At 60.3% G+C, this 2,678-nt stretch carries 3 protein-coding genes; all 3 read left to right on the forward strand.

Annotated features, from left to right (window positions below):
• Nucleotides 1-7: 7 nt before the first annotated feature.
• The gene (locus tag L0H65_RS17925; protein ID WP_301460576.1) at nt 8-949 is read left to right on the forward strand and encodes a glycine--tRNA ligase subunit alpha; all 942 of its coding nucleotides are present in this window, start codon (nt 8-10) and stop codon (nt 947-949) included.
• Between the two features lie 26 nt (nt 950-975).
• Nucleotides 976-1,482: a DUF6446 family protein gene (locus L0H65_RS17930; protein WP_301460574.1), complete on the forward strand. Its 507-nt coding sequence runs from the start codon at nt 976-978 to the stop codon at nt 1,480-1,482.
• A 3-nt stretch (nt 1,483-1,485) separates the two neighbouring features.
• Nucleotides 1,486-2,678: glycine--tRNA ligase subunit beta (glyS, locus tag L0H65_RS17935; RefSeq protein WP_301460575.1), on the forward strand; the 1,193-nt coding region annotated here is incomplete at its 3' end.

The following is a 2,678-nucleotide window of genomic DNA, read 5'->3' on the forward strand; positions in this document are numbered from 1 at the left end:
GACGCGCATGACCAACCCACCCGACGCCCCGCGCAGCTTTCAGGAAATCATCCTGCGATTGATGAGCTATTGGGCGGCCAAAGGCTGCGCCATTCTGCAACCCTATGACATGGAGGTTGGGGCCGGTACGTTTCACCCGGCTACCACCCTGCGGTCGCTCGGCGCAAAGCCCTGGGCCGCGGCTTATGTGCAACCCTCCCGTCGCCCGACCGATGGGCGTTACGGCGAAAACCCGAACCGGTTGCAGCACTATTATCAGTATCAAGTGCTGATCAAACCCAGCCCGCCGGATTTGCAGGCGCTCTATCTCGGGTCATTGGCCGCCATCGGCATTGACATGGACCTGCACGATATCCGCTTTGTGGAGGATGACTGGGAAAGCCCGACCCTCGGCGCTTGGGGCCTGGGCTGGGAGGTGTGGTGTGACGGCATGGAAGTCAGCCAATTCACCTATTTCCAACAAGTCGGCGGCCATGATTGCCACCCGGTTTCCGGTGAATTGACCTATGGCTTGGAACGCCTCGCGATGTATATCCTTGGTGTTGATCACGTCATGGCCATGCCCTACAACGATCCGGACTCGCCGATTCCGTTGAAATACGGCGATGTTTTTCGCCAGACCGAACAGGAATACAGCCGCTGGAATTTTGATCAGGCGGACACTGCGATGCTGCTCCAGCATTTTGAGGATGCCGAGGCCGAATGTGGCCGCACCCTTGCCGCTGACCCGGTGGATAGCGCGGGTCGCCATATCATCATGGCGCACCCGGCCTATGATCAATGTATCAAGGCCAGCCACCTGTTCAACCTGCTGGATGCGCGCGGCGTGATCTCCGTCACCGAACGCCAGGCCTATATCGGCCGGGTGCGTGCGCTCGCCAAAGCCTGCGCCGATGCCTTCATTATGACTGAAGCGGCGGGCGCAGAACCGAAACTGGAAACGCTGTGATCGGCAAATTTCTCGTAGGGGTTATCGTGATATCTGCATTACTTGTCGGCGGCGCGATCTATTATCTGCAAGTCTACGGCTACTACCACGAGATCGCCGCCTCTGCCCCCGCCGCCGAAATCAGGATGACCACCGTTGAAGGCGCGGTTGAACCGGTTTTGATCGAGGGGTTTCAAGGCATTGACGCCGAAAGCTCGCCCATCCGGTTCCGTGCCTGCTTCCATACCCCGCAAAGCATGGCGATGCTGACCGAAACCTATCAGGTTTATGAAAAGGCGGAACCTTTGGTCGCGCCCTCGTGGTTTTCCTGTTTTGACGCCGAAGCAATCGGGGAGGCGCTGGAGCAGGGCCGCGCCACGGCCTATCTTGGTGAAGCGAATATCAAATACGGCATTGATCGGGTCGTCGTCGTGATGGATGACGGCCGCGCATTTGCCTGGAACCAGATCAACGCGTGCGGTGCGGTCGTGTTCAACGGCGACCCCGCACCTGAAGACTGCCCGGTTCCGCCACCCGTGCCGCCAAAGGAATAACCGATGCCCGATATGCTGCTTGAACTCTTTTCCGAGGAAATCCCCGCGCGGATGCAGGTCCGCGCGGCGGCTGACCTGAAAAAGCTGGTGACCGATGGTCTGGTAGAGGCCGGGTTGACCTATGCCTCGGCTGGCGCTTTTTCTACCCCGCGCCGTTTGGTGCTGACAGTGGAAGGGCTGTTGGAAGAAAGCAAACCCACGCGCGAGGAACGCAAAGGGCCGAAGGCCGATGCCCCGGATGCCGCCTTGCAAGGGTTTTTGCGGTCCACCGGGCTGACCCGCGATCAATTGGAGCTGCGCGACGATAAAAAGGGGCAGGTGTACTTTGCGGTGATCGACAAACCCGGACGCGCCGCCCCGGCGATCATCGCCGAGGTGGTGGAAGCCGCCATCCGCACCTTCCCGTGGCCGAAGTCGATGCGCTGGGGGCAGGGCACGTTGCGCTGGGTGCGACCTTTGCATTCGATCCTTTGTATTCTGTCCGCAGAGGATGGTTCGGAGGTCGTGCCGATCATCGTCGATCAACTGACCGCCGGCAACACCACCGAAGGCCACCGCTTCATGGCTCCGGGCCGCTTTGCAGTAACCGGTTTCGACGATTACGCCGTCAAACTGCGCCGCGCTTTCGTGATGCTTGACCCGGCAGAGCGTGAAGCCGCAATCTGGCAAGACGCGCAGAACCAAGCCTTTGCGCGGGGGTTGGAACTGGTGCCGGACGCCGCGCTTTTGGCCGAAGTCGCGGGCTTGGTCGAATGGCCCGTGGTGCTGATGGGCCGGATTGGCGAGGCGTTTCTGGGCCTGCCGTCAGAGGTGCTGCAAACCTCGATGCGCGAACATCAGAAGTTCTTCTCGGTCCGCAACCCAAAGACAGGCCGGATCGAAGGTTTCGTCACTGTTGCCAATCGAGAAACAAAGGACCAAGGCGCGACCATTCTGGCCGGGAACAATAAAGTCCTCTCCGCCCGACTGTCGGATGCCAAATTCTTTTGGGAAAATGACCTGCGCGTGGCCAAGTCGGATAAGGGCATGGAAACATGGGTCGAAAACCTGCGCAACGTCACCTTCCACAACAAGCTGGGTACGCAGGCCGAATTGATCGACCGCGTGGCCACACTCGCCCGCGAACTGGCCCCGATGGTGGGTGCCGATGAGGACGAGGCCGAACAGGCGGCGCGCATCGCCAAGGAGGCGGGCCT

The sequence above is a fragment of the Pseudorhodobacter sp. genome (genome assembly GCF_030452865.1).
GTDB lineage: Bacteria > Pseudomonadota > Alphaproteobacteria > Rhodobacterales > Rhodobacteraceae > Pseudorhodobacter.

What these genes read in the sequence shown, in the direction of transcription:
- L0H65_RS17925 (WP_301460576.1), top strand. Translation starts at nt 8, where the DNA reads ATGACCAACCCACCCGACGCCCCGCGCAGCTTTCAGGAAATCATCCTG.